Raw genomic sequence first — 25,705 nt, forward strand, 5'->3', positions numbered from 1 at the left:
GTCAATTTACAGAATTTATACCTCAGTATAAATACTGATGTGGTAATGCATTTCTATAATTTTCCTAAGAATATTTTGAGATTTTAGGTAAGTGATAAAAAGGTTGCGCTGAAAAGTTGAAATTATTTAAAAAATTACATTTCAAATTTGAAACCCAAATATATATAATATTATATGTAACCTAAAAATGAGTAATTAAAGCCGATAATTGTATAAATGGTTTAAGAAAAATATATAACTATTAAGTTTTAATTGAGGAAAAATGCAACTACAGTATTTAAAGGTCGTTTAAGAATATTAATAAATCGGGCAACGGGGCCTGGTTGTGAAGATAGACCTGATTGTTGAACTTTAACTCTTTTTTAAAATGAAAAAATACTTACCTTCTATAATTATATTCTTTTTTTCCATCTTTATAGTTCAGTTTTCTTTTGCCCAGGGTAATGGCAACGGCAATGGCGGCAATGGGGGCAACAACAATGGTGGCAATACTTACCGGATTGTAGGTAACCAAAAGCCTTGCGTCGGAACATTAGAAACCTATTCAATTGAGCCTAATCCGGGTAATAATGCAATAGAATGGTCTTGGGATGGCCCTCGGGCCCAAGCTAGTGAAGCTGAATGGCAAGTTGTTTCTATTTCTTCAGATAAATCAAAAATTACTTTTAGAGTGGGTGATAAACCCGGCACCGTGCGGGCTAAACCAATTCCTGGTTCTAATAACACCGAGAATTTACCCGTACACCCCGGCGAAGGCATTCAGGTGGTACTGGAAGGACCCAATAGCGTTTGTGCCAATGTGCAACAAGTTTATAATGTAGTTATCAAAAACCTGGGTAAAGGCAAAAAAGATGGCAAAGACATTAGCCTCGATGATTTAAAAATTACCTGGTCATTGCCAAGTGGTTTATCTGTAGTGACCGGACAAAATACCAGCTCTTTAACCGTTTTACCTTCGACCAGCTTTACTGGTGGTAGTGTAAGTGTTACGGTAGATGTGCCCGCCGATGCTGGTAGCGGCCCCGGTAACAATGGCAATGGGGTAGGTGGTTTTACTGGTTTTTGTGGCGGCTCGGTAAGTGCTAATATGCAGGTTGCATTGGGAACTAACTGTATGCCTCTTTGCCCCGTGACCAATGTTTCAATTGCTGGTCCGGCTATGGTTTGCCCGGAACAGGATGAACTGGTTACCTACTCGGCCAATGTAACCAATGGTACTGCTAATATGCAGTATGCCTGGACCGTGCCCGCTGGCTGGACCATTGCCGCTGGTGCTGGTACTAACCAAATTCAGGTGCGGGTAGGTACTACACCGGGCCAGGTAAGCTTAAGTGTGAGAAATAATTGTTCGGCTACGCCTGCCACTACCAGTAGGTTAATAACGTTTAGTAATAATTGTGGTACGCCATCATCGGTATGTCCTATGCCTTCGGTCATTATTAATGGTCCGGCTTCGGTATGTGCCAACCAGACTAAAACAGTGAACTTTACGGCTGCGGTAAGTAACAGCCCGGGTAATATCACTTATAACTGGTCGGTTCCGGAGGGTTGGGTTATCCAGAGTGGTTTAGGAACAAATCAGATTGAAGTAAAAGTAGGCAGTTCGGTTGGAACAGTAGGCGTTAATATTACCAACGATTGTGGTAACCAGGCCGGCACTGTACGCAATATAACTTTAAGCAACGATTGCGGAACTACCCCGCCGGTATGTAATGCCCCTCTTGTAAACATTTCCGGACCCGATAGTTTGTGTGCTTTCCAGGACGAACCTGCCATATTTACAGCCATCGTTACCAACAACACGACCGATATTACTTATGAATGGGAAGTGCCCTCTGATTGGCTTATTCTTTCAAATAACGGTCCGGTGTTAGAAGTATTAGTCGGTTTTGAATCGGGACCAGTTACGGTTACAGTAAAAAATACCTGCGGCGAAGCAGTTAATGCGCGAGTACCTTATGTAGGAGAAGATTGTTCGCCTATTATACCGCAACCAGTGGAGCTGCTAAGTTTTGCCGGCGAATCGACGAAGAGCGGGGTATTGTTGCAATGGCGTACGGCTACAGAAAAAGACAACGACCGGTTTGAAATAGAACGGAGCAGCGATGGCCGTACCTTTGCCAAAGTTGGTCAGGTAAAAGGTAATGGCACCAGCAATACCCAAAAAACTTATACCTTGCGCGATAGCCGCGCCGGAAAAGGAACGCATTACTATCGCCTGAAGCAAGTTGACTTCAATGGCGACTTTGAGTACAGTAAAATTATTCCGGTAAACCACAGCTACGGCGTTACTTTGGCCGAGATGGTGATTTCGCCAAATCCGGTAAGTAGTGGGCAGTTTACCCTGCGTTTGCCGCAGGCAGCTACTAATGCCCAGGTGCAGCTTATCGATATGAATGGCCGGGTACTTTATACCCAAACCTTACAGGCCGGTAGCAACGAAGCTTCCTTCTCGACGCAAAGTCTGAACATGCGGCCTGGTTTATATTTAATAAAACTCCATGACGGAGACCAGATTAGCCAGGGCCGTTTGGTAGTAAAATAAAGTACTTCATAAAACTATGAAAAAGTTGGCGGCAGTTACGGGGTAAAGTACCGTAGCTGCCGCCAACTTTTTAGGTTAATTGTAAAAACAATAAAGTTCTGACAAAATAGCTAAAAAGGTGTTGGTTAAATTGGCGCATTATCCAGGAAATATTGGTACAAACTATTAAATGCTTTAATATTGGATACTTATTATCTAAGCATAATTTTTACGCTTCTAAAGGCGTTAGTATAGACTAAAGTAGTTTTAACCCAACCAAATTTTTATTTAACTTGGGCTTTCCTTAAAACTAAAAACAGAATTAAGCTTTATGTCAGGGCATAGTAAGTGGTCAACAATTAAGCGCAAAAAAGGGGCTTTAGATGCCAAAAGGTCTAAATTATTTACCCGGATTATAAAAGAAATAACCGTTGCCGTACGCGAGGGTGGCCCCGACCCGGACGGTAACCCGCGGTTGCGATTGGCCATTCAGAACAGCAAGGCCGCCAATATGCCTAAAGAAAACGTAGAGCGGGCTATTAAAAAAGGCAGCGGTTCCGACGGCGACAATTATACCGAGGTATCATACGAAGGCTATGCCAGCCACGGGGTAGCGGTATTTGTAGAATGTTTAACCGATAACTTAAACCGAACGGTGCAAAATGTGCGGTCGGCTTTTAGCAAAAACGGTGGCAGTTTAGGTACCAAAGGTTCTTTAGAATTTATTTTTGACCGGAAAGGTGTTTTTACCATTAAACGCAGCGACAACATTCCGTTAGACGAAGAAGATTTTACGCTGGAAATGATAGATGCCGGCGCTGAGGATATAGTATTTGAAGAAGATTACGTAACCGTATATTCTTCGATGGAAGATTTTGGGGCCTTACAAAAGAGAACAGAAGAGCTAAAACTGGAAGTGGAAAATGCGGAATTACAGCGCATTCCAAAAACTACGGTGGGGTTAGATGCCGAAGCAGTAATAAAAGTTTTTAAACTAATAGACGCACTGGAAGACGATGATGATGTTCAGAAAGTGTATCATAACATAGAATTAAACGAGGAGGCTATGGCAGCTTTGGCTTAATTTTTTCAACAAAATTTGGTGTTCTTTCTTATATTGTAAAATAAACCGGCTAAATAAAGAGATTTTTTAATTATGTCAGGTTTAAATATAATGTAAATAATACAAGGCGCAGTTTTAAAGCTGCAGTTTAAAATCAAGTTTGTACAATGGAGGATAAACTGGAAATTATTTTCGAAGGTTTAAAGCAAAAATCTACAACCAAACAAATAATTTATCGCAATACAAAAGAAATGTTCGAACAATTACGGGTTGTCGCCTCGGAAATTGTTGAACAGCTAAGTAAAAAAATTACTGAAGTAGATTCGAGTGTAATTATTGAGTACCGGAACATTAATGATTTTGAGTTTCAGATTAAGTTCTCCGGCGACTTACTCATTTTTGTTATGCACTCAAATGTAATTACGTTCCCGGAAGACCACGACCTCCTGAATACTCCTTACGTAGAGGAAGATTTCCGGCGGCGCTTTTTTGGGCACATTATGGCCTATAATTTTATGGCCGATTCTATTAAATACGGCCGTATGACCGATCCTGGTTATTTATTGGCCCGTTTGCTCATTAACGTCGAAAATCATTTTTACCTCGAAGGTGTAACCCAGTTAGATTTGCCCTATAACGATATGGCCAACAATGTTATATCCGAAGATACTTTACGGCTTTTTGTTGAAAGTGCCATGATTGCATCGGTAAACAACGATTTAATGGCACCAGATTTAGATGATATTAAGCGCATTACGGTTAAGCAAAAAATGGAGAACCAGCAGGTTAGCCGCGGACAAAAACTAGGCTTTAGTTTTAGCTACGAACAGCAACAAATTAAATAAAAGAAAAAGGGCCTTTACGGCCCTTTTTTAATCCATTATATCTGACAACTCCAGCCAGCGTTCGGTTTTCTCATCCAGTTCGGCTTCCAGGGTTTTAAGTAAAGCGGCGGCTTCGGTTATTTTCCGGTGGTCGGCGTCTTCGGCGTTCATTTCCTGCAATAAGGCCGCTTTTTTATCCTCTAATTTCTGAATGGCGTTATCTAATTCCTCAAATTCCCGCTTTTCGTTATAAGAGGCCTTGCGCTTTTTAGTGGTATCGGGTTCCGATACTGTGGGGGCAGCCGGTTGCGGCTTAGCTACTGTTTTTTCAATTTCTTCTTTTTCGGCTAAGTATTCGCGGTAATCGGTGTAATTGCCAGGAAAGCTCTTAACCTCGCCGTTGCCTTCAAACACAAACACGTGTTCTACCAGGCGGTCCATAAAGTAGCGGTCGTGCGATACAATGAGCAAGCAACCACCAAAGTTCAATAAAAAGTCTTCCAGAATATTCAGGGTTATAATATCCAGGTCGTTGGTGGGCTCATCCAGAATCAGGAAGTTAGGATTTTTAATGAGTACCCGCAACAGTTGTAAACGCCGTTTTTCGCCGCCGCTTAATTTGCTTACGTAGGTGTATTGCATAGCCGGGCTAAACTGAAAATGCTGCAGAAACTGGGCGGCAGTAATAACTTCGCCGTTGCCGGTTTCTACTACTTCGGCTATTTCTTTTACAATATCAATTACCCGTTGGTCTTCTTTAAAGGTAAGTTCGTTTTGGGTATAATAGCCAAATACAGTGGTTTCGCCGGTATTTATTTCGCCGCTATCGGGTTTTAGCTGGCCAATAAGCATGTTCAGGAAAGTGGTTTTACCGGCCCCGTTTTGCCCGATAATGCCAATCCGGTCTTTTTTCTTAAATACATAAGAAAAATCTTCTACAATTTTTTTATTGCCAAAGGCTTTACTGATGTGCTCAACCTCAATAATTTTACCGCCCTGGCGGGTTGTTTTTACCGATAGCTCCAGGTTAGATTTGCTTACCTTAGAGTTGGCTTTGTCTTTTAAATCGTAAAAGGCTTCTATCCGGGATTTAGATTTAGTGCCGCGCGCCTGCGGTTGTCGTCGCATCCATTCCAATTCTTTGCGCATCAGGTTACGGGCTTTCTCTACTTCGGCATCCTGTATTTGTTCGCGTTCTTCTTTCTTCTGAATAAAGTAACTGTAGTTGCCTTTGTAGCTAAATATTTTGCCCCGGTCGAGTTCGGCAATTTCGGTGGCTACACGGTCCAGGAAGTAGCGGTCGTGGGTAACCATTAATAATGTTTGCTGCGATGCGGCTAATAAACCTTCCAGCCACTCAATGGTATCTAAATCCAAGTGGTTGGTAGGCTCGTCCAGAATTAATAAATCTGGCTCATCAATTAAAACCCGCGCCATGGCTACCCGCTTGCGTTGCCCGCCCGATAAATGACTGATTTGGTTTTCGAGGTTGTTAATGCCTAATTTCGATAATATTTGCTTTATTTTTAGCTCGTATTCCCAGGCTTGCAGCGCATCCATGCGTTCTATTAACTCCTGCATTTTGGTGGCACTGGTGTTGGGGTTTTCTAAACAGCGTTCGTACTCCCGAATGGTATCGAGTATTTCGTTGCCACTGGCAAAAATGGTTTGCTGTACGGTGAAAGCTTCGTTAAAAATTGGTTGTTGGGGTAAAAAGCCGATTTTAATGCCTTTACGCGTACTTACTGAGCCACTATCGGGTGGAATGGTACCCGCCAATACGTTTAATAGAGTAGTTTTGCCGGAGCCATTAATGCCTACCAAAGCTACTTTCTGGCCTTGGTTTAAGCCAAAGTTCAGGTCCTGGAAAAGCGGCTTTTCGCCGTATGATTTAGATATTGAGTCAGCGGAAAGAAAATTCATAATACAAAGTTACCTAAAATAAGGTAATGGGGGAAAAAGAATCATGTTTTGTAACTAATACGTTTTATAGTAGTGGACCTAAGATGATTCTTTTGCAAGATTTTCATCTTTCAGGGCGTTGGTGCTAACGGTTGGTTGTGGCATAAGTTTGCTCTAGGCTGCGAGGGGGCGTCGGTGCGTTCAGACGGTCTAAGATTCCTTTGCTCGTGCCTCGCAATGCTAAAGCACCGGAATTCAAGAAGAGAATCTTCCAGAAGAGAATCTTCCAGAAGGTCTTCACCTCACCGACTGCGATATTTGCCTGTAGTAAATGCTATTCTGTATTACACTAGCAGGAAAAATTCTTTTCGCAATCCTTTATTACAACAAGTCTACTGCCGAAGCTGCGTTAGTGCAACATCTTCCGTAATTTAGGGAAGTGCCCCGAGGGCGGAAGGGTAAATTTCTACTTGAAATAATTTTAAAAGTTGGAGGTTTGATTTATGAAAAACATAATATTCTTTTATTCCCTTTATCCCAAATGTTAATTTAGCACCATTCCAAATCAACTCAGGTTTTATTGATAACCCTTGGCTTGCAGGTTAAATAATTCGGCGTAGCGGCCATTACGGGCTAATAATTCCTGATGCGAACCTATTTCCAGGAGTTCGCCGCGTTCAATTACCAAGATTCTATCGGCCATGCGTACCGTTGAGAAACGGTGCGAAATGAGCACCGCAGTTTTGCCGTGGGTAAGTTCGGCAAAACGCTGGAAAACCTCGTGCTCGGCACGGGCATCCAGGGCAGCAGTGGGCTCATCTAAAATTAACAGTTGCGCATCGCGCATGTAAGCCCGGCCCAAAGCAATTTTCTGCCACTCGCCTCCCGATAAATCTACGCCTTTGGCAAACCGGCGCCCAATCATTTGGTTATAGCCTTCCGGTAACTTATTTATAACCGTATCGGCCAGGCTTTGGGCAGCGGAGCTTCGGATGCGCGGGTCATTGTCTTTTTCTTCGATGCGGCCCACAGCAATATTATTCGAGGCCGTCATCTGGAAACGGACAAAATCCTGGAAAATCACGCCAATATTTCGGCGTAAATCTACCGGGTTGTATTCGCGCAGGTCGTAGCCATCGAGCAAAATACGGCCCTCTGTAGGGTCGTAGAGCCGCGACAGGAGTTTAACGAGCGTAGTTTTACCGGCACCATTTTCGCCGACCAAAGCCAGTTTTTCGCCGGCCTGTAAAGTAAAGTTTAAGTGCCGGATAGCCCATTTATCGGTATTGCGGTATTTAAAACCCACATCATCGAACCGGAAACCTTCCCGAATAGGAGAGGGAAAAGGACGGGCATCATTTTTAGGCTTAATATGCGGTTGAATCGAGAAAAAATCGAAGAAGTCTTGCAGGTAAAGAGCACCTTCGGCAATGCTCGAAAAGCGGCTCAGAATGGTTTCTAACAGACCTCGCAAGCGGGCAAACGAACCGGCGTAAAAAGTAAGGTCGCCAATGCTAATGTGCCCGTTTACGGTTCTGACTAAAATGTACAAATACGCCGCGTAGTAGCCAGCGCTGCCCAAAGCGGCAAACAACGTTCCCCAACTGGCCCGCCGCACGGCTAATTTGCGGTTATCTAAATAAAATTTGCTAGATAACTCCCGGAAGCGGTCGATGAGAAAGCCGGATAAACCGAATATTTTAACTTCTTTGGCGGTTTCGTCGCTGGCACCGGTTAGGCGCAGGTAATCCAGTTCGCGGCGTTCGGGTGTCCAACTGTGCACCAACGAGTAACTACGTTCGTTAAAATGCGATTCGCCCAAAAAAGCAGGAATTACGGCAACAACCAACAAAATAATAAGCCACGGATTAAAAGTAAGTAAACCTACCGCCAGGAAAACCATGGTAATGGCATCTTGCATTTGCCCCAATACCTGCGACATAAGCACCGTGCGACTTAGGGTTTGCCGGCGCGCCCGCTCCAGCTTATCGTAAAAATTAGCATCTTCAAACTGATCCAGATCTAAGGATGCGGCGTGCTCCATTAGCTTTACCGAGGTGTTGTTGGCCAGCAAATCGCCGAGCAAACTATCCAGCAAAGCCGCGCCGCGGTTTAGTACATCCGAAAAAATGGCCAGCCCAAATTCTATGGCTACCAAACTAAATAAATAAGAATGGCTGTACTGTCCATCGTGTTGGGTCAGGAATATTACCTGGTCGATAATAAGCCGGGCAATGTGCAGCATGGCCAACGGAATAGCCGCCCGCACAATCCGGATAAAAATACTGCCAATGGTCATGGCTGGATTGGTTTCCCAGATTAGCCGCAGAAAAGCCGGAATATTTTTTAAAGCCGTAAAACGATCTTTAACCGATAAAGGTGGCTTGCCATTGGCGGTAGCCGGTTTAGTTAAATATAGTAATCTGGTCCAGAAAGACATGTGCGTTTTTTATGGCGTAAATTAGGGTTTATACCTTTTAACAGGTTAAACCTGAGATTACCCGGCAATTCCCAAATCAGGAGGCCGGTTGTAAAACAGCAATATATGTAAATAGTTGCTGCCGATAATCGCTGTCCAAGGTGCAGCTAACCTTATACGATTGATATTTGAAATAATGTTTATTACTGCCGGATAAAATCAGAACACCTCCAGCACTGCGACAAAGGTTTATAATTATTAATATAATCCGAATTAATGCAGCGCCCGGCTATTGTTTTTTGATTTTTAACCTGCGCTTTTTGTTATAATTCAGAACGTAGTAAAAAATAAAATAATTAAGCCGAACTTTACCCGGTTTTATTCTTAGCCGTTTAAATAAACATGAAAAAACAGTTTGCCCAGCAACTATATATGGCCCATGCGCAGGCCGGTACTTCCGTACCCCGCTCGGCTATCTGCCAGTTTATGGATAGTACTTTGCAATTATTATTTCCGGAACTGGCCGAACAAAAATTTAATTCGGAAAAAGATATTTTGCTGCACCTGGATTTATTGGAGCAAAATTTATTAAAAATACTAACCGGCATGCCCTTGCCGTCGCATTTGGTGCCGGCCTTGCTGGCCAAAACTTTTATCTCCGGCTTACCGCAAATTTACGAGTTACTTTTAAAAGATGCCCAGGCTATTGCCGAAGAAGACCCGGCAGCCCAGTCCCTGGACGAAGTAATCCGGACTTACCCCGGTTTTCTGGCGATTGCTATTCACCGGTTGGCCCATGCCATGCACCTGTTACAAGTGCCTCTATTGCCACGGATTATGGCCGAGGCAGCCCATACCAAAACCGGTATTGATATTCATCCGGGTGCCCGCATTGGTTCTTATTTTTGTATAGACCATGGTACCGGAATCGTAATTGGCGAAACAACTGTAATTGGCAATCATGTTAAAATTTATCAGGGGGTTACTTTGGGCGCTATGAGTGTAGCCAAAGAAATGGCCCGTATTAAACGCCATCCAACCATCGAAGATCACGTGGTTATTTATGCCGGGGCCACCATTCTGGGCGGTAATACCGTAGTGGGTAGCCACAGTGTTATTGGGGGTAATGTGTGGCTCACCGAAAGCGTGCCGCCGTATTCCCGTTTATACCATAAAGCACAGATCCGGGTAAGCCGCAGCGAAGATCCCGAGGATAGCATTGTGTTTAGTATTTAGTTGTTAGGTTTAAGATATTTGGGCAGTTTAATTTTTAGATGATGCATAAGGCCTGAATAAACCTTGTTGGAAATAAAGACTTATCTATATTTTTACTATCCTGTACAATGCAATGGAAAGAGAATTTTAGATTTACTTTATTTTCTTTTCGGAACAAAATAAAGTAAACCTAAAACAAACTTTTGGCTGCTGTTTATTTATACCCCGCAAATATAAACTAACAATTAATCACTAATTACTTATTACTAGCTACGAATATGAAGTTTAACAATATATTAGAAACCATTGGCCGGACGCCTTTGGTCCGGATAAATAAATTATTCCCAAGTAATATTGAGGTTTGGGTAAAACTAGAGCGGGCTAATCCCGGTGGCAGTATCAAAGACCGGATAGCCTTATCCATGATTCTGGATGCTGAACAGAAAGGCTTACTCACGCCCAACAGTATTATTATTGAGCCCACTTCGGGTAATACCGGGGTAGGGTTGGCAATGGTAGCGGCTGTTAGAGGGTATAAACTCATTTTAGTAATGCCCGAATCTATGTCGTTGGAACGCCGGCGCCTCATGACGGCTTTTGGCGCCACTTTAGAACTTACACCCCGCGAAAAAGGAATGCGGGGAGCCATAGAACGGGCGAACGAACTATTGCAGGAGCTACCAGATACCTGGATGCCGATGCAATTTGAAAACGAAGCCAATACCCAAATTCACATTCAAACCACTGCCCAGGAGATAGTAGAAGATTTACCGGAAGGCTTCGATTATCATATTACCGGCGTTGGCACTGGTGGGCACATTACCGGCGTTACCCGGGTGCTGAAAGAAAAATTTCCGAATATTAAGACATTTGCCGTAGAACCAACTTTATCGCCGGTTATAAGTGGCGGAGCTCCTGGTCCGCATCCCATCCAAGGTATTGGCGCTGGTTTTATTCCGGCTATTCTGGATACTTCGCTTTTAACCGGTACCATCCAGGTATCGCAACACGAAGCTTTTGAATATGCTCGCCGGGCGGCACGCGAAGAAGGTATCTTTATGGGAATTTCTTCCGGGGCATCATTGGCCGCCATTGCCCAAAAACTTCCCGATATACCAGCCGGGTCGCGGGTATTAACTTTTTGCTACGATACCGGCGAGCGGTATTTGTCGGTAGAAGGGTTGTTTGTGTAGGTTTAAAGAAAGTAACTACCCCAGCTACATCTAAAAGGGTTCGGGGGGCTTATCTGGTGTTGGTAATAAATAATACCTGATAAAATTTATCAAACACCAATCAAGGTTTATAAAGTAGTAAAGAAGCCTTCCTGATTTAAAGGAGGGCTTTTTTGTTTATTGCCGGTCTGCCAACTGGTTTAATCTGGACTGATATACTTGCTTTTACCAGACCTTTCTGCTAAGACAGGTTTAATAAATTTATTAGATGCAGGAAAGACATAGGAGTATATAACAGATTTCTGAAACCTTTCTCCAAATGTTTAGGCCTTAAACGTAGGAGGGGTGATAACTGCCTTTCTAGACAAAAGGTCTTGACTGTTTTAAATATTGATTAATTTATGTGTGTTGCTTGGGTGTTAAAGAAAATAATTTGAATAATAGGAGCTTGGTAATTTGCATTGTGTATAAATTGATATAAAAAAATAAAAAAAACTAACTTTTTTAAAATTAGATTATTAAGTGCTTTGTGTACGTGTTTTGCTTAAAAAAATATTGTTTATGTAAGGTTTGTTATTATCTTGATCCATTTCTAAAATAAATCTCGTTATAATTTATTCTTTTTGTTTTATATATAATTTTTTAAAGTTGTTAGTTTAATATGTATTTTTGTAAAATATAATTATATAAATAAGGAGAGTTTGTCTCTGAAATGAAAAATGGATGATAACTCTAGCGCAATGATTTTTGAAAAGTTGGTTAAGTACTCGCTGGATATAATTTGTGCTATCGACCGGCAGGGAAAATTTTTATTTGTAAACAAGGTTTGTGAAAATATTATTGGGTATACGAGCGAGGAATTAATAAACCAGCACTACACAAAATTTATTCATCCAGAATACCGGGAGCTAACCCGCGTAGCAGCGCAAAATATTATAAGCGGTGCCAACACCAATAATTTCGAAAATTGCTTTATTCATAAGAATGGTCAACAAATAAGGCTGCAATGGTCGGTATTTTGGTCAGGAGAAGATGAAACGTTTTTTTGTGTGGCGCGCGAGGCAATGGCCCAGGAAATGGCTTGGCAAAAGCTAAAAGAAGAAAAAGAGTTACATCAAACCCTTATAGAGCATACCTCTGATGGAATAGCTTTGTTAGATGAAGCCGGAAATTATATTTACGTAAGTTCTTCTATCCGGAACAGTACTGGTTATGAGCCGGATGATCTTATCGGTAAAAACGCTTTCGAGCGAATTCATCCGGATGATTTACCTAATGCGCAGGAATATTGGTCAGAACTGGCTACCAAAAAGCAGGTTGAATTTTTCGATTTCCGTTTTCGTGATGCCAACGGAGAATGGCTTTGGTTCGAAACCATTGTAAATAACCAGTTACACAACCCAGCCATCCGAGCGGTAGTAGTAAATTCGCGTAATATTACCGAACGTAAAATCAGCAGTTTTCAGCTAGCCGAAAGCGAACAACGCTTTCGATCTCTTTTCGAGAATAATCCGGACATGATTCTGATTGAGAACCACGACGGTATTATTGTGGATGTAAATCCGGCTACCGCAAACTTTATTAACCTACCCCGGAAAGATTTAATCAATCGGCCGCTCTCAGATTTTTTACCGCCGGATATTACTACTATTTGCATGAGTCATTTGCAAAAGGCTTTAGCCGGCAACACCACAAAATTTGTATTGGAACTGCCGGTAAACGATAATAAAGACAAAGTAATTTTAGATGTTTTAAAAGTACCGGTGCAGGTAAATGGCCAAATTACGGGTGTTTATAGTATTCTGAGTGATATAACCGCCATTACCCAATACCACAACACCATTAAAGAACAAGCCAAAAAGCTCAATACCATTTTTGAAAGTATTACCGATGCCTTTTTTACCTTAGATAAAAACTGGCATTTTACTTACATTAATAGTGAATTCGACCGGATATTAGAAGTTGAACATCGATATATGCTGGGAAAAGAAATCCGGGAATTTTTTCCGGAAGAAAGGAACCAGGTTTTTTTTCAGCAATATCGCTATGCTCTTGAAAATAACAAATCAGTTCATTTTGAGGCTTATTACCCAGAAAAGGATATTTGGGTAGAGGTTAAAGCCTTTCCGTCGGAAGAGGGCTTATCAGTATATTTTGATGATGTAACTGAAAAAGTAAAAGCAAAGCACGAACTCGAAAAGTTATCGTTGGTGGCCAGCAAAACTACCAACAGTATTCTTATTAGCGATGCGAACGGCCATATTGAATGGGTTAATGATAGTTTTACCCAGCTCATGGGTTACGCTTTGCCCGATTTAAGAGACAAAAAACTAACTGAATTATTTCTGGGGCCTGCCACCGACAAACAAACCATAAACCTGGTCCGGGAGAAAATAATTTTTGGCGAGCCTTCTCTAACCGAAATACTGGTTTACAAAAAAATGGGCGAACCTTTGTGGATTTCCCAGAATATAACGCCGGTACTAAACGATGCAGATAAAGTTTCGCGGTTTATTGTTATCCAGACCGATATTACAGCCCGCAAAGAAGCCGAAGCCGCACAGTTAAAATTAACCAACGACCTGTACCGGCAAAACCGCGATATGCAACAGTTTACCTATATTGTTTCGCATAACCTGCGCGCACCGGTAGCTAATGCATTGGGCTATGCGCAATTGTTGGTAAAAGTAGATAAAAACACCAACGTATTTGATAAATCATTGGCTAATCTTAAAACCAGCATTATTCGCCTCGATACTTTGCTGAAAGATCTTAACCTGATTTTGTCTATTCAGGATAATAAAGAAACCATTGATAAAGAAAAGGTAGATGTAGCACTGGTATGCCAACAGGCAATAAGTAGCGTGCAGGAATCGCTGCAGGCCTGTGGGGCTAAAGTAACTATGGAGTTAAAAGAAGAAACTTTTTTGCACGGCAATAAAGCTTATTTTTATAGTATTTTTTATAATTTACTCACCAACGCTATTAAATACCGCTCTCCGGAGCGGCCATTACAAATTACCATTACAAGTATTATAAGCGCCAGCGCAGGAACTATAATTTCGTTTGCCGATAATGGATCGGGTTTTGATCAGGAAAAAGTAGGCAAAAATATTTTTAAACTATATAAAAGATTTCATTCCAGTGCCGAAGGCCGCGGCATTGGTTTGTTTTTAGTAAAATCCCATATAGAATCGTTGGGCGGACACATAGAAGTACAAAGCCAGGTAAACCAAGGCACCAAATTTTTAATTTTTTTGAAATAATTCCCCATGAAAATTTTTCTCATTGATGATGACGAGTTAAGTATATTTCTCACCCAACATATATTAAGGCTGGAGGGGTATAAAAATATTCAAACTTTTTTATCGGCTACAGAGGCCTTAAAATATTTAGTGAATAGCAACCTGGCCGAAATTCCGGATGTAATTCTTCTGGATTTAAATATGCCCGTCATGACCGGTTGGGATTTTCTGGATGCGTTAACCCCTTATCAAACCAAGTTGCAGGGTAAATGTGATATTTATATTCTTACTTCGTCGTTAGATGTAGCCGATACTGTCAAAAGCAAAGAATATGCTTTGGTGTGTGATCTGTTGCACAAACCCATTTCCCCCGAAGATATTTTACTCATTTCCCAGAAATGTAAGGAAAGGTCTTAATGGTTAAAAACCTGCCTTTAAACTCTTAAACTTAAATGTTTACCGAAAAACACTTTTACAAACCACTGTTATTAGTTTATAGATAATTTATTCTGCGCGCTGGCATTAGTTTTTCAGAATCCTTTAGAGCAGGATTTTGGTCTGGTCTATTACTGATAATCAGAATAAAATAATTTTATATCTTGCGGGCTAAAGTCATTCCAGAAAAGTTGGGAAAAAGCTTTGCGGCGAGTTCGTGGCGAATTATTAAATTTGCCGGACAATGGCCGGTATATTAAGCCTGGCTATTAAATAATATAGTAGGGCCGGCGCATGGCCTTACTTAGATTTTGTTTTTAAATTAATCAGCATAAACGTGTTTTTAAAAGCTAATACCTTCGGCGACGTTATCAAGCATATAATCATTATTGCTATTATTATTGCTTTAATGTTGTTCGGATTCTTTTTTGTGTATTTGCCGGCTACCACTAACCACGGCGAAACTTTTACGGTACCCCAGGTAGAAGGCATGCAATTGCAGGAAGTAGAAGATTTTCTGGAGCAGCGCTCGTTACAGGTTTATGTGCAGGACTCTAGTTTCGACTCCAACAAAGAACCCTTTGTGATTACTAAACAAGAGCCCCGGGCCGGTGCTAAGGTAAAAGAAGGTCGCAAGATTTATATTACCTACAACATGAAAACGGCTCCCATGATTAAAATGCCGAAACTGGTAGAAGGCTCGGTAAAAAATGCCGAGATGATCCTGAAAAGTTATGATTTACGCCTGGGTAAAAAAGAGTTTGTGCCTAACCTGGCCCAAAATCAGGTTCTAAAGCAATTGGTAAATGGCCAGGAAATTCCGGCCGGTGCGCCCATTGCTAAGGGTTCTACGGTAGATTTAATTGTGGGCGATGGTTTGGGTACTTCGGAGTTCCAGATACCCAGTGTAGTAGGTATGCCAGTAGATGAAGCCACTACTCTGTTGGTAGGAGCCGGTTTACAAATAGGTTTGGTGCAATATATTCCGGCGCCAAACGGCGAAGCCGATGGTACCGTAATCCGGCAGCGGCCGAATGCCTCGCCGGGTTCTATGATACGTGTAGGCGAGTTGGTTGATATGTGGGTAGCTGGTCCGGAACCGGTGCAGGGAATAAATTAATCTGCCGGTTCAGGTTAGCTGCTACCGCCGGCAGGCACAGAAAATCCGTAAATTATTTAATTCTAATACGCAACGGCAATATTTAAGTCAGATCGCTCGTAAACAGAAGATAAAGCCAGTTTTATCTTTAACCTAGCTACCTTAACCGAATGTTTAAATTTTTTGCCGGGTTTTTATTTACATTTTTATTAAGTGGTGCGCTGCCGGCTCAGGTTCTAACCCCTTTAGATTCCTATAACCTGGTGCATACACGTAAAACTACGGCAAACCGCCATGCCCGCACAACCGCCGAAGGAGATACTTTAAAGTTGCCTTTCTTTGATGATTTTGCCGATTATACGGGTAAGCCCAGTGCGCAATATTGGCAAGCCGGAGGCGGCGTTTACGTAAATAACCAGTTTGGTGTAAATCCGCCGTCTATTCACGTAGCTACTTTTGAGGGGGTAAATGCCGCCGGTTTACCTTACAGCAATGCTGTTGCGTACGGCTATACCGATTCGCTTACTTCCAAGCCCATTAATTTAACGGGCTTGCGTCCGGTCGCCGATTCGGTGTATCTGAGTTTTTATTGGCAGGCCGGGGGCTTGGGTGGTACGCCCGAAACAAATTCTGAGGCGCAGCCTTCTTTTCTAGAACTCGAATTAAAAGACCAGAATGGCAACTGGCAATCGGTGTGGCGCCAGCCCGGCAATAACCAGAAAACCGAATTTGCCCGGGTAGTGCTGGCTGTTAATAATCCAGTTTATTTTCATCGGGGTTTCCAGTTCCGGTTCCGGAGTGCGGGTATCCGCAGGGGCACCGGCGATACCTGGAACCTGGATTATATTTACCTGAATAGCCGCCGCAATCCTAACCGGCCCGATTTACCCGATGTAGCTATTGCGCAACGTTTGGGCTCTTTGCTGGAGCGGTACACCGCTATGCCGGTAAACCAGTTTTTCGCTAAACCCGCTACCGAATTAAACGATTCGGCGAGTACCCGCCTGAATAATTTTAATAATTTATTTGCGCCCATTGCCTGGCGCGGCTACGTAAAAACATTAACCCCGGCCACGCCCGCCGATACTTTTTTGCGGGGCAACGCTGCGTTGGCCCCATTAACGCAAAGGTTTTTAATTACCGGACAACCCAATGCGGCGGCAGTGCCAAACGGTGCCAATGCTTTACAAATTAAACAATCTTTGTTTTTGAGCACCCGCGAGAGCGATGCCCGCCTGCGCCAGAACGATACCGTAACCCGCCTGACCGAACTAAGTAATTATTTTGCCTACGACGATGGCACCGCCGAAACTAATTTTTCGCTGAATAATTCGGGTACCCGGCAGTTGGCTTATCGGTTTGATGTAAATGAACCCGATTATGTGCGGGCGGTGCAGGTATATTTAACCAAAACCAATGTGCCCGGCACGGTTATGAATTTCCGGATTTGGAGCGACGAAAATGGCCGGCCGGTTAGTACCCCTTTGGCCCAACGCTCGTTTACCATTCCGCCTATCGACTCCCTCAATCGCTTCTACGAAATCAGTTTTCCGGCGCCTATATTGGTTAGAGATAGGTTTTACATTGGTTATAGCTTAACATCATCGGTTACCAGTTTTGTAAATATTGGTTTCGATTTAAACGAGAAAGCCCCGGAGCGCATAAACTACAACAATGGGGGTGGTTGGGTGGCGTTTAACGAAGAAAGCGGCGCTTTAATGCTGCGGGCCATTACCGATAATATTACCAGTAGTCCCGATGAATTTCCGGACAGCCCTATTGAGCAGCCCGGCGACCCTACTCTAACCGATATTGTAATATTCCCCAACCCCAGTACCGGCTTAATACAGATTAAAGGTAATTACAAAGATCTGTGCCTGCTGGATGTAGCCGGTAAAGTAGTGCTGTGCAAAAACAAAGCAACGGCTGGTTCGCAATTAGATTTAAGACACCTCGCCAAAGGCCTGTACGTGCTGCGCCTGACCCAAAAAGATAAGGTTGTTATCCGGAAAATAATTCTCCGCAATTAAAAGAGTTGTAGAAATATTCTTTAAAAGGTAGCCTAAGCGCCATAAATATTATTACAGTGCCAATATTTATTCTCTTACCGGTGAAAATGCCCGGCAAGTACAACTGTTTACCCTAGTTCTAAAACGTTAAACAGGTTCATTTTACCAATACACCAGTGGGCTTAATCCAATGCTCTCGCCAGCGTCTCGCTGGTGATGTTTTCTACCGGCCTCTGGTCGCATTATTCTTAAAAAAATAATCAGTTAGCAAGTTTCTACTGGCCAGAGGCCGGAAAATAAGACTCAGGCAAGGTGTGCCCGCGGCATATACCATCTGATGCTTATCCTCATCAAGCACAAAACAAAAGTAATAATGATATTAAAAGAACAATAACTTTAGAAGCAATTATTTAAAAACCTTTTAATTATAATTTCTAATCAGTAAATATTTATCTCAGATTAGGTTAAACCTAAACGCTTTAGGTTGCCAGGTAAAACCGGCTTAGCTGCCAGAGATATACTAACTGGCTCAAATATTATTCTACTACAAAAGGCATAGGCGAAAAGCAAAGAATAAAAACCAACAGCGCCAGGCAACCCAATAATTTGCGGCCTACCGAAAGTGGCCGCTCGTCGGGAGCGGGCGGGTGAAAAATACCTAAAAACCGCGATAAGATTAAGCCAAAAACCAACCAGCCGTGGTAGCCGTTCAGGGTCGGGAATAATACTGCCAATCCGTACTGTACCGCCATTACGCCTACTACAAGTACATACGCGTATTTTACTTGCGGCACTGTCCGCTGAAATACCAGAAAAAGGTATACGGCATAACTGGGGTACAGCCATTGTGCCGTATCGTTGGGAACCGCCGGCGACAAAATACCTAAGCCGGCGTACCCAATAAAAAATACAAATAATACCGGCGAAAACCGATTAAAATTCCGGTACCCGATTAAACCGTATAAAATATGACCGCCATCTAACTGACCAATGGGTAATAAATTTAAGGCCGTAAAAAACAACGATAAATATCCGGCAAACAGCAAAGGATAATGCATTAATTCGTACCGGTTGGGTACCAGGCTAGGGTCGGGTGCTACGTAAGTCTCAAAAAAAAGAAATAATAAATTTTGCCCCAGCGACAAAGAGCCGAAAGTATCGCGGTATACATGTTGGGCATAATTAAGGCCGTATTTTTCGTAATCCGGATGAATTTTAAAAATATATTCCGGCTCCGGCAAATGAGTAAAACCGTAAAATAATAAAGGCAGTGTAACCACAAACCCGGCCAGCGGACCGGCAATGCCCACATCAAAAAACTCTTTTTTAGAAAAAATGCGGTCTTTAATGCGAATAAAAGCCCCCATGGTGCCAATAGTAGACGTAAAACCCAGCCAGATAGGAATGTAATAGGGCAAAGTTACCCGGATGCGGTAAAGGCGCGCCGTAAAATAATGCCCGAATTCGTGGCAGGTAAGTACAAACAAGAAAGGTAAAGAAAACCATAACCCTTCCTGAATCATTTCCCAGGGCATACGCTGCACCAGTTTAAAGCTAGTAGTAAAGCTGAAAACGGTGCGTCCGTAAATCCATTCGGCGCCGGCAATGGTAGTGGTAATAAGGGTAAGTAAAAAAAGGAATATATGTAAAAAATAACCTTTTGCTTTTTTATAAAGCATCTTTAAAAGCTTCGTTTATGGTAAGAGGTGGCGCCAGATGTAACGTTTTTAACCCTATTTTATTTGCACTTTCAATGTGCTGAATACTGTCATCGACAAACAGGGTTTCGGCGCGATTAAGGTTGTGTTGGGCCAGTATCTGTTCAAATACGACGGCATCGGGTTTGCGTTGTCCAATCAGGTGCGAATAATACGTTTGTTCAAATAACGAATCGAGGCTGGGAATATGAAAAGTATCGGCCACCATTTTGGTAAACTGCACCAGGTGTAAGGCATTGGTGTTGCTGAGTAAAAATAACCGGTATTTTTTGCCGAGTTCCTGAAGCAGGGCAATCCGTTCGGCCGGAATATCGAGTAAAAGCGCGTTCCAGGCGGCATCAATTTCGGTATCGGTGCCTTCTATGGCATATTGCTCGCGCAGCGCCTGCCTGAATTCGGCATCGGTAATGCGGCCGGTTTCGTAAGCATCGAACAAACCCGATTGCTGGGCTTGGGTAAACGCCAGCTCCTGACCGTTTTTGCTTAGCTTCCGGAAAGCATCGTGGGTTAACTTAAACTGGATGTTGAGAATGACACCACCTAAATCGAAAATAATATTTTTGACACCGTCTAAAAGCATGGGCCGTTAAATTTGTTTAAAAACGTAAATATTTATTTGGAAAATGCGCTGCAAATATGTAAAATTGCACCTCCAAAATCAAAGAGAACCACAATTCTTTTTGACGGGCCTATAGCTCATTCGGTTAGAGCAACTGACTCATAATCAGTAGGTGCTTGGTTCGATTCCAAGTGGGCCCACCTGCTAATCAGCCACTTACAAGATAAAACTTGTGAGTGGCTTTTTTATTTGTACACATTTTTGCTTCTTGCTGAGTAACCTTGCAACAGGTGCAAAAGCTGGAGCCGCTATTCATTTGCCTTGTCAGAATCATTTTAACCTGACTACTACTAGCTCTGGTTAGGATATTTACCTGATATTTATTCACGTGCAGCGCCTGAACCAAAAGCTGGTACATACCATGCAGAGCGGGAACAGAACGGCATTTATAACTGCTCTAAAATTTTTATTCAGCAGACAGGGGTAAGCTTAAAGGGAATTTTACTTTTAATCTGGCGGTTGGCGTAGAGTTTTACCGGACAGGATAAAAAAACGCTCTGGGAAGTGTAATTTTTATTGAGCCATAAGATAAAAAGCCACGACCCAACGGTATTTGTTCCGTTATTACTGCCAATCAGTAGCCTTTGCCTTTTTCTTTACTGGGTTACTGCGGCTAGAGCTAAATTATTTGTTAATCTTGATATTCTAAACCGGTTCAATATTGAGATTATTAATCTGTGCCTTTTTACTAGATTCTGGCAGTACTTTGTAAATTTGGGATATGCAATTAAATGACGAAGTTTTAGCCTTAAGCCAGCTTATCTGGGATTACCACCACGTAAACCATGCCTTAGAACCGGCCGATTGTATTATGGTACTGGGTAGCCACGACCTCCGGGTAGCCGAAAGAGGTGCTGAATTATGGTTAAAGGGATATGCTCCTTATATTTTATTTTCAGGAGGGTTAGGCCGCTTAACAGAAGGCATGTGGCAGGAAGCCGAAGCAAATAAATTTGCCCAGGTAGCCATAAGTATGGGGGTGCCGGCTGATAAAATTTTAATTGAAAACAAATCTACGAACACCGGCGAAAATATAACTTTTAGTTACCAGTTGCTACAAGAGCACCAAATTAAAGTAAAGCAACTTATTCTCGTCCAGAAACCTTACATGGAAAGACGCACCCTGGCTACTTTTGAAAAGCAATGGCCTGGTCCGCCCGTTACTTTTCAGGTTACATCTCCCTTGTTAGCTTTTTCTGAATACCCCAATGCAGAGATTTCACAGCAAGCGGTAATTAGTATTATGCTGGGTGATTTGCAACGGATTAAAATTTATCCGGCAAAAGGATACCAAACGTACCAGTTTATTCCGGAAAATGTTTGGCAAGCTTTTCTAAAGCTTACAGAAAAGGGTTTTACTAATCACTTGTTACCGGAATATTACTTGAATAATAAATAATATAGGTTCTTACTTGGTAAAAAAGGGGCATCAGTAGGCTGAATAAACCAGTCATTTTGTTGTGGTAGAGTATTGGCCATTGCATTAAACCCGTTAGGGCTGAAGAACTTGGTAGATTTTAATATGAGTAGAAATAAATATATGAGGTATGGCTTTAGTTAACTGATATTATATTCCGATATGCCTCTTAGATTATTAGTTTTTTTAAAGCATACTCGGCTACTTTGGTTGATGTCTTTACCGTTGAATAAAATGAGTTGTCTCCGCTGCCTGGAGCCTTCCGCAGGAAACTCCAGGCTTTAAAAGGAGCTTGAAGGGCGCATCAAGAAACAGGCAGCTACATAATGTAAAAGTCTGCTTCTTCACAGGAATAAGCTTTTACCTGTGCAGCCAGAAGTCGGTTTTAGCCTGTTCTCCTGAAAGAGGCCTCAGAACCGGTTCTATATGCTAGAAGTCAGCTACGTTTTCCGAGAAGAAGTTCTTCAGCTTTTTTTTGGTGAGCATCGTGTCAATCATTTTAAAGACCAATAAAGCATTGTTTATCTTAGGTTATATAAGAAGGCCGGGCCAGAGGCTCTCAGGTCATTCCAGCGTTATGGTATAGATACTTGTTTAAACTATCGGGTATTAAACCAGAACCGCTCTTCCCGCTTAAAAATCCTGATTTTAACCAGTACCGGTTAGTTGATAAAATATTGCCGCCGAAATATTATGTAGAACGGCTGACTAAAATATCGGCAATATCGTCGCCATCTTCCCGGGTTTTATCTATTTCCAGAATCCGGGTGCGGCAGCCCACTTGTTTTAAAATAGCTTGCATTTTGTTCGCGCCTTGCCGGCCGGTCAGGTGCATGTCGGGTATTATCATTACCTTCCGGCCTTTTAATACTTCGGCTCTTTCTTTTTTCAAACTCATGGCGCCGCCCGTAGCCAGCCAAATAAAATCCGGGAAATGCACGTGGCCAATTATGGCCGATTTTTCACTTTCTACAAGTACTATTTTGGCTGTACTGGGGTAGGTAGCCAACTGAAATTCGCCGAATAAACAATAGGCATAACCGGCCTGGTTGGTAAATATAAGCGGACTGGGTTTGCTTTTGTATTCATTTTCGTCGGCTTTTACCCGGTGGCCATTTGCGTGATAATATATTCTTTTGGGTTTGCGGTAATTTCCGTTTTTATCCTGGTACCAGAAAATAGTGCCCCCATCTTTGGTGGTACCCACAGAAAAGTAAGCTAACAAATAATCGGCGGTGGTGGGGTATTTCTCCTGCAGCCAAAACGCAAAATTATTCAGGTGATAGCTTTTTTGCGTTCTTTTTACCAAATCGGTTGCTACATACTTTATTTCTGGCGGAGGTAAAGGTTTTAAAACTGCGGCCAGTCGGCTTTTTTCTTCAGAATTACTCGGGAAGAAACTATTGCCGCAACTGTGGCAGTGCCCGTAAGCCGGATTGGGTACCCCATCCAAAAGAATAGGTGAAAATTTGCCGTCGCGATTGCTCTTGCCACACGGGCACGTAGCGGCCACTTTAAACCGGTTCGCCTCCAAAAATTTAAATGTCATAAACTCAAGTATCAGGCCGCAATTTCTGGCTTTTTAAGTATTTCTGCATTTAAAAAGGTAAAAAATGGCATTAAATATTGCAGGTAGCGTAGCTTTTTTCAGGCAAGTTAAAAAGGTCATACAGCAGGCTTCTGCAATTTTTATAAAGCGGTTTTGCTACAATTTTAATCAGCAGCAGAGTTAAATTATTAACGCCGGTTAGCAAACTAACTTTTAAAAGTAGCATTGCTAACCGGCGTTAACCAAGCGCTAACTTGTTTTAGATGTAGCGCCTTTATTTATTTAAAATATTAATGCTGTAAGTCGCCTTCGGCCTGCGGCTGGTAAACAATTTCTTCTACTTTGTAAATCCGGGTACCATCTGGTACGGGCCACTCTATTTCATCGCCTACCTGGCAGCCCAAAACTGCCGTGCCCACCGGAGCCAGTATTGAAACTTTTTGCTTGCGTAAATCGGCATCTTTCGGATAAACAATGGTTATTTCCATTTCGGTTGCGCTTTTTATTTCCTTTATTCTTACCCTGGAATTCATGGTAATTACATCCGACGGAATTTCCATTGCCGAAACTACTTTGGCACGCTGCAGTTCTTGGGTAAGTGCTGCTACTACTTGGGGCCGGGTGGCTAAACGTTGGGCTTGCACCATGTTTTGTAAGCGCTGATAATCGTTCTCGGTTAAATAAATTGGTTTCATATTGCTTTATTAGTTTAAGTTGATTAAAAATATTTAGGGTAATTGTTAATTTCCTGACCTGTAGGTACCTGTCAACCCATGAGGGATGGCCGGATACTTTTGGGGGTATATTTTATTTAAAACCAGGTTTGTATTCTGTTTTTGGTTAAAAGCCTCTGGTATTTAATAGTTGTTGGTCTTTTTTGATGTAGGGTATATAATTGCCTTTAAATCAGCAGAAAGTCTTAAAGATGAAAATCGCCGGCTGCTTCTGGTTGGTAAATTATTTCTGCTATTTGGTAAGTAGCTTCTGCTTCTGGGGTTGGCCAGCTTACCTGTTGCCCCACACTGCTACCAATAACGGCTGCTCCGACCGGCGACAAAACGGAAACTTTTCGGGAAGGCATGTGGTGTTCTTGGGGGTAAACCACGGTAATAATCATTTCGGCAACGCTATCTACAGCCTTTAACCTTACCGTAGAGTTCATGGTAACAACATTCGGCGAAACTTCCAGCGTAGGTATTACCTGGGCTCGCGTTATAACTTGGGTAAGCGGTAGGGGTTGTTCGTTTTCCGGATCGGATTGGTTTGCCTGAACCATGGTTTGCAGCCGATGATAATCTTTTTCGGTTAAATAGATTAATTTCATATTAGTTCAGATTTAAATGTATGATTAGGTTTTTAAGTTTTTTGAGTGGAGGTATCTGGCAAGCCTCTTAGCAGTGCTGTCGCTACCCGACACCAGGCAGTAAAATTTTTTGCAAGAATTAAACTACTGGTGCGGCTAAATCAAAAGCACACAGTTTTGCCGGTAAACCAGGTTTAAAACAATAGCCAAGGCTTGCACGCAAGTTGGCCTAGTAAAGAGCTATGGGGCTAAAAGGCTAGGACAAAATTTTGCCTGGCGCTAATTTTAATAGTCATCGGGAGAAATTATTTACAACAAAAAACTTTAAAACGGATGTAGAAAGCTGCTGCACCTGGTGGGTACAGAACCAATAGGTTTGGCATGATAGCTATAGCCGGAAGCACCCGGCTTCCGGCTTATTTATTAAAGTCTTTAGGCGCTGTAAAAAAAGGAAGGCAATAACCGTTCAGCACATCACTTAAAGATACGTGATGCGAGGCTGCTACCAGGCCGGTGAGTGGCTTGGTAAATAAATAGATATGTTGTTTTGTTGGCAGCAAGGTTTTTAACTAATAAGGTAAAGTAAGTTAATTATCGGCACAATTGCAACTAAAAACGACCGGTAATGTTAAATTCCGCTTGCCTGGTTTTAAAACAAAGGATTTATTTCTGCTGGTAGAATTAAGCAAATACTACTATTTAAGAACGATGAGTAGTGGGAAAAGCGCAGATTGATGCAGAGAATTTAAGGTATATGCCTGTTTATAATGATTAAAGGGAGAGAAATTAACTAAAATGGCTGCTCTGATTATTAGTTGCGAATTGGTCTCTGAATAGCCAGTAATAAAATTTAACTGCTTTTGCTTTTAACGATAGATTAATGGAGTATCAGGCTTGTTGCTGTTCTGGGCTTGCTGGGGCCGTGATGTATACGAGATTATAAATAAAAAAGAACCTCTCGCTTTACGTGAGCTAAATGGCACGCAAACGGAAGGTTCTTTTATTTAATGTTAAACGCCGGAGCTAATTATTTTCCGGGTTAGACTCTGTTTTACAAATGCGCGATAGGGTCAGGGGTGTTGTCTTTGTCGCCAATAACCTGTCCAATGCTGTTGATGGCATTGCCTTTGAGCAGCAGCAAGCCAGCTAAGTGGGGAGCGGCAAAAGAAGTACCGGTGCCGGAAACCGTACC

General features: G+C 42.3%; 17 protein-coding genes and 1 tRNA gene. 11 read left to right on the forward strand and 7 right to left on the reverse strand.

Going from position 1 to position 25,705, the window contains the following annotated elements; genetic code table 11:
- The first annotated feature begins 367 nt into the window (after window positions 1-367).
- From ACO1R6_RS01980 to ACO1R6_RS01990, 3 genes are all read left to right on the forward strand, one after another.
- A complete protein-coding gene (locus ACO1R6_RS01980) occupies window positions 368-2,545 on the forward strand; it encodes a T9SS type A sorting domain-containing protein (protein WP_486261789.1) in 2,178 nt (725 codons plus the stop codon).
- 310 nt (window positions 2,546-2,855) lie between these two features.
- Complete coding sequence (locus ACO1R6_RS01985; RefSeq protein ID WP_486261790.1) at window positions 2,856-3,608, forward strand: YebC/PmpR family DNA-binding transcriptional regulator; 753 nt, start codon at window positions 2,856-2,858, stop codon at window positions 3,606-3,608.
- 146 nt (window positions 3,609-3,754) lie between these two features.
- Window positions 3,755-4,432, forward strand: a complete 678-nt coding sequence (locus ACO1R6_RS01990) for a hypothetical protein (protein ID WP_486261791.1) — start codon at window positions 3,755-3,757, stop codon at window positions 4,430-4,432.
- 27 nt (window positions 4,433-4,459) lie between these two features.
- On the opposite strand, the gene ACO1R6_RS01995 is transcribed toward ACO1R6_RS01990, so the two are convergent.
- Window positions 4,460-6,334 (reverse strand): ABC-F family ATP-binding cassette domain-containing protein, encoded by a 1,875-nt coding sequence (locus ACO1R6_RS01995; RefSeq protein ID WP_486261792.1) that lies wholly within the window; start codon window positions 6,332-6,334, stop codon window positions 4,460-4,462.
- Between the two features lie 556 nt (window positions 6,335-6,890).
- Complete coding sequence (locus tag ACO1R6_RS02000) at window positions 6,891-8,753, reverse strand: ABC transporter ATP-binding protein (RefSeq protein ID WP_486261793.1); 1,863 nt, start codon at window positions 8,751-8,753, stop codon at window positions 6,891-6,893.
- A 381-nt stretch (window positions 8,754-9,134) separates the two neighbouring features.
- On the opposite strand from ACO1R6_RS02000, the gene ACO1R6_RS02005 reads away from it, so the two are divergent.
- The 6 genes from ACO1R6_RS02005 to ACO1R6_RS02030 all read left to right on the forward strand — a co-directional run bounded on the left by ACO1R6_RS02005 (window position 9,135) and on the right by ACO1R6_RS02030 (window position 17,928).
- Window positions 9,135-9,968: a serine O-acetyltransferase gene (locus tag ACO1R6_RS02005; protein WP_486261794.1), complete on the forward strand. Its 834-nt coding sequence runs from the start codon at window positions 9,135-9,137 to the stop codon at window positions 9,966-9,968.
- Between the two features lie 257 nt (window positions 9,969-10,225).
- Window positions 10,226-11,140, forward strand: a complete 915-nt coding sequence (gene cysK / locus ACO1R6_RS02010) for a cysteine synthase A (protein WP_486261795.1) — start codon at window positions 10,226-10,228, stop codon at window positions 11,138-11,140.
- A 719-nt stretch (window positions 11,141-11,859) separates the two neighbouring features.
- On the forward strand, window positions 11,860-14,385 hold the full coding sequence (locus ACO1R6_RS02015; protein ID WP_486261796.1) for a PAS domain S-box protein: 2,526 nt from the start codon (window positions 11,860-11,862) through the stop codon (window positions 14,383-14,385).
- Window positions 14,386-14,391: 6 nt separating this feature from the next.
- Window positions 14,392-14,781, forward strand: coding sequence for a response regulator (locus tag ACO1R6_RS02020; protein ID WP_486261797.1), 390 nt, complete (start codon window positions 14,392-14,394; stop codon window positions 14,779-14,781).
- Window positions 14,782-15,136: 355 nt separating this feature from the next.
- On the forward strand, window positions 15,137-15,919 hold the full coding sequence (locus ACO1R6_RS02025) for a PASTA domain-containing protein (RefSeq protein ID WP_486261798.1): 783 nt from the start codon (window positions 15,137-15,139) through the stop codon (window positions 15,917-15,919).
- A gap of 149 nt (window positions 15,920-16,068) precedes the next feature.
- On the forward strand, window positions 16,069-17,928 hold the full coding sequence (locus tag ACO1R6_RS02030; RefSeq protein ID WP_486261799.1) for a T9SS type A sorting domain-containing protein: 1,860 nt from the start codon (window positions 16,069-16,071) through the stop codon (window positions 17,926-17,928).
- Between the two features lie 515 nt (window positions 17,929-18,443).
- On the opposite strand, the gene ACO1R6_RS02035 is transcribed toward ACO1R6_RS02030, so the two are convergent.
- Window positions 18,444-19,586, reverse strand: coding sequence for a site-2 protease family protein (locus ACO1R6_RS02035; protein WP_486261800.1), 1,143 nt, complete (start codon window positions 19,584-19,586; stop codon window positions 18,444-18,446).
- Window positions 19,576-20,205 carry an HAD family hydrolase gene (locus ACO1R6_RS02040; RefSeq protein ID WP_486261801.1) on the reverse strand — a complete coding sequence of 210 codons (630 nt, stop codon included), beginning with the start codon at window positions 20,203-20,205 and terminating at the stop codon, window positions 19,576-19,578. The genes ACO1R6_RS02035 and ACO1R6_RS02040 overlap by 11 nt, the downstream gene beginning before the upstream one ends.
- Window positions 20,206-20,310: 105 nt before the next feature.
- Here ACO1R6_RS02040 and ACO1R6_RS02045 point away from each other — a divergent pair.
- Together ACO1R6_RS02045 and ACO1R6_RS02050 are read left to right on the forward strand one after the other, a co-directional pair.
- Window positions 20,311-20,384 (forward strand) — tRNA-Ile (locus ACO1R6_RS02045).
- A gap of 581 nt (window positions 20,385-20,965) precedes the next feature.
- Window positions 20,966-21,643 carry a YdcF family protein gene (locus ACO1R6_RS02050; protein WP_486261802.1) on the forward strand — a complete coding sequence of 226 codons (678 nt, stop codon included), beginning with the start codon at window positions 20,966-20,968 and terminating at the stop codon, window positions 21,641-21,643.
- A gap of 709 nt (window positions 21,644-22,352) precedes the next feature.
- Here ACO1R6_RS02050 and ACO1R6_RS02055 read toward each other — a convergent pair.
- The 3 genes from ACO1R6_RS02055 to rnk (ACO1R6_RS02065) all read right to left on the reverse strand — a co-directional run bounded on the left by ACO1R6_RS02055 (window position 22,353) and on the right by rnk (ACO1R6_RS02065) (window position 24,534).
- Window positions 22,353-23,210, reverse strand: coding sequence for a DUF6371 domain-containing protein (locus ACO1R6_RS02055; RefSeq protein WP_486261803.1), 858 nt, complete (start codon window positions 23,208-23,210; stop codon window positions 22,353-22,355).
- Window positions 23,211-23,500: 290 nt separating this feature from the next.
- Window positions 23,501-23,905 carry a nucleoside diphosphate kinase regulator gene (gene rnk, locus ACO1R6_RS02060; RefSeq protein ID WP_486261804.1) on the reverse strand — a complete coding sequence of 135 codons (405 nt, stop codon included), beginning with the start codon at window positions 23,903-23,905 and terminating at the stop codon, window positions 23,501-23,503.
- A 224-nt stretch (window positions 23,906-24,129) separates the two neighbouring features.
- On the reverse strand, window positions 24,130-24,534 hold the full coding sequence (gene rnk, locus ACO1R6_RS02065) for a nucleoside diphosphate kinase regulator (RefSeq protein WP_486261805.1): 405 nt from the start codon (window positions 24,532-24,534) through the stop codon (window positions 24,130-24,132).
- Between the last annotated feature and the right edge of the window lie 1,171 nt (window positions 24,535-25,705).

It is taken from the genome of Adhaeribacter sp. (genome assembly GCF_057359045.1).

Coding starts and splice junctions, on each gene's coding strand:
- ACO1R6_RS01980 (WP_486261789.1), top strand. CDS start 368: ATGAAAAAATACTTACCTTCTATAATTATATTCTTTTTTTCCATCTTT.
- ACO1R6_RS01985 (WP_486261790.1), top strand. CDS start 2,856: ATGTCAGGGCATAGTAAGTGGTCAACAATTAAGCGCAAAAAAGGGGCT.
- ACO1R6_RS01990 (WP_486261791.1), top strand. CDS start 3,755: ATGGAGGATAAACTGGAAATTATTTTCGAAGGTTTAAAGCAAAAATCT.
- ACO1R6_RS01995 (WP_486261792.1), bottom strand. CDS start 6,334: ATGAATTTTCTTTCCGCTGACTCAATATCTAAATCATACGGCGAAAAG.
- ACO1R6_RS02000 (WP_486261793.1), bottom strand. CDS start 8,753: ATGTCTTTCTGGACCAGATTACTATATTTAACTAAACCGGCTACCGCC.
- ACO1R6_RS02005 (WP_486261794.1), top strand. CDS start 9,135: ATGAAAAAACAGTTTGCCCAGCAACTATATATGGCCCATGCGCAGGCC.
- cysK (WP_486261795.1), top strand. CDS start 10,226: ATGAAGTTTAACAATATATTAGAAACCATTGGCCGGACGCCTTTGGTC.
- ACO1R6_RS02015 (WP_486261796.1), top strand. CDS start 11,860: ATGATTTTTGAAAAGTTGGTTAAGTACTCGCTGGATATAATTTGTGCT.
- ACO1R6_RS02020 (WP_486261797.1), top strand. CDS start 14,392: ATGAAAATTTTTCTCATTGATGATGACGAGTTAAGTATATTTCTCACC.
- ACO1R6_RS02030 (WP_486261799.1), top strand. CDS start 16,069: ATGTTTAAATTTTTTGCCGGGTTTTTATTTACATTTTTATTAAGTGGT.
- ACO1R6_RS02035 (WP_486261800.1), bottom strand. CDS start 19,586: ATGCTTTATAAAAAAGCAAAAGGTTATTTTTTACATATATTCCTTTTT.
- ACO1R6_RS02040 (WP_486261801.1), bottom strand. CDS start 20,205: ATGCTTTTAGACGGTGTCAAAAATATTATTTTCGATTTAGGTGGTGTC.
- ACO1R6_RS02050 (WP_486261802.1), top strand. CDS start 20,966: ATGCAATTAAATGACGAAGTTTTAGCCTTAAGCCAGCTTATCTGGGAT.
- ACO1R6_RS02055 (WP_486261803.1), bottom strand. CDS start 23,210: ATGACATTTAAATTTTTGGAGGCGAACCGGTTTAAAGTGGCCGCTACG.
- rnk (WP_486261804.1), bottom strand. CDS start 23,905: ATGAAACCAATTTATTTAACCGAGAACGATTATCAGCGCTTACAAAAC.
- rnk (WP_486261805.1), bottom strand. CDS start 24,534: ATGAAATTAATCTATTTAACCGAAAAAGATTATCATCGGCTGCAAACC.